The sequence below is a fragment of the Frankia sp. CoBUL1 genome (genome assembly GCF_978021245.1).
On record NZ_CDXDOS010000316.1, the window covers coordinates 1843 to 3534 of the forward strand.

At 69.1% G+C, this 1692-nt stretch carries 1 protein-coding gene; it reads left to right on the forward strand.

The features are described from left to right. Positions 1-1692 (forward strand): HAD-IA family hydrolase (locus AC08OX_RS16145; RefSeq protein WP_476608580.1); only part of this gene is annotated, 1692 nt, incomplete at both ends.

Consider the following 1692-nt stretch of genomic DNA (forward strand, 5'->3'; position numbering starts at 1 on the left):
CCGTCGAGGAGCTGCCCGGCGGGGCGGTGGACCTCGCCGTGGTGGCAGTGCCGAACCACCTGCACGCCGCTGTGGCCGAAAGCCTCCTGGCCAGGGGAATCTCGGTGTTCGTCGAGAAACCCGTCTGCCTGACGTCCGAGGAGGCGGATCGGCTGGCCGACGCGGAGCGCCGCGGCGGCGCGACCCTGCTGGCGGGCAGTGCTGCCCGGCACCGCGCGGACGTGCGGGCGCTGCTGGATCTGGCCCTCTCCCTCGGGCGGATCCGGCACGTGTCCGCCGCGTGGGTCCGGGCTCGTGGCATCCCTTCCGGTGTCGGCTGGTTCACCCGGCGGGGACGATCCGGGGGCGGAGCGCTGCTGGATCTCGGCTGGCACCTCTTGGACGTGATCTCGCCGCTGGTCGACGGCATGGAGGACAGCCAGGTGGTGGGGTCGTTCTCCGACGACTTCCTTCGCGATGCCGGCGCCCGGGCCGCCTGGCACACCGGGACGGGCGCGCGCCGGGCAGTCGGATTCACCGGTGATGTCGAGGACACCGCGCGCGCTTTCCTGGTGACCCGGAACCGGCTCTCCCTGTCCCTCACCGTCGGGTGGGCATCGCATCAGCCCACCGATGTGACCGCCGTCGTCGTCGAGGGCAGTTCGGGTACGGCGCGCCTGGAATGCACGTTCGGGTTCAGCACCAACCGGCTCGATCGGTCAGCACTCACCGTTCTGCGGGCGGGCCGGACGACTGCGGTGGCCGTTGACACGGAACCGATCGGTGTCGAGTACGACCGCCTCCTCGACGAGATCGCAGACACCTGCGCGGATCCGGCGGTGCGCGGCATCGCCATCGGTGACGCCCAGCGGACCGTGAACGTCATCGAACGCCTTTACCGCTCGGCCCACCCTGACTCGGCTTCGCATGTCCAGTCCTCGTTCCGCTCGACGTCGCCCGTACCGAAACCGGCCATTCCGGCGCCCTCGACGTCGCCCGTTCCGCCACAGCCGAGCCCGGCGCGGTTCGGGAACGATCTGCAAACCGTCGTCTTCGACCTCGACGGCGTTCTGGTGAACAGCTTCGACGTGATGCGTCGGGCTTTCATCGTCGCCTACCGGGAGGTCGTCGGCTCCGGGGAGCCGCCGTTCGCGCAATACCGCCGACACTTCGGACGGTATTTTCCGGACATCATGAAAATCATGAACCTGCCGCTGGAGATGGAGGAACCGTTCGTCCGCGAAAGCGCCCGGCTGGCCAGCGAGGTCGAGTTGTTCCCCGGAGCGCCGGAGCTGGTCCGGCAGCTGAGCGACCGTGGGTACGGGCTGGCAGTGGCCACTGGAAAGGCCGGCTGGCGGGCACGCTCGCTGTTGGATGGTCTAGGGGTGCTGCCGCTGTTCGACCAGGTCCTTGGATCCGACGAGGTGGCCAGGGCGAAACCCGCGCCGGACATCGTGCTACGTGCGCTGGAACTGCTGGACACCGAGCCGAAGAATGCAGTCATGATCGGCGATGCGGTCACCGACCTTGCCGCTGCGCGCGACGCCGGAGTCATGGCCGCCGCCGCGTTGTGGGGAGACGTGGACGAGGCGCCCTTGCTCGCCGCCGATCCCGACCTCGTTCTACGGCGTCCTGCGGAGCTCATCGCCCTGTGCCCACCATTGGGTATTACCAGGCGGTTCCGTCGGAGTCACCCTGTGGCCGAAGGCCGAT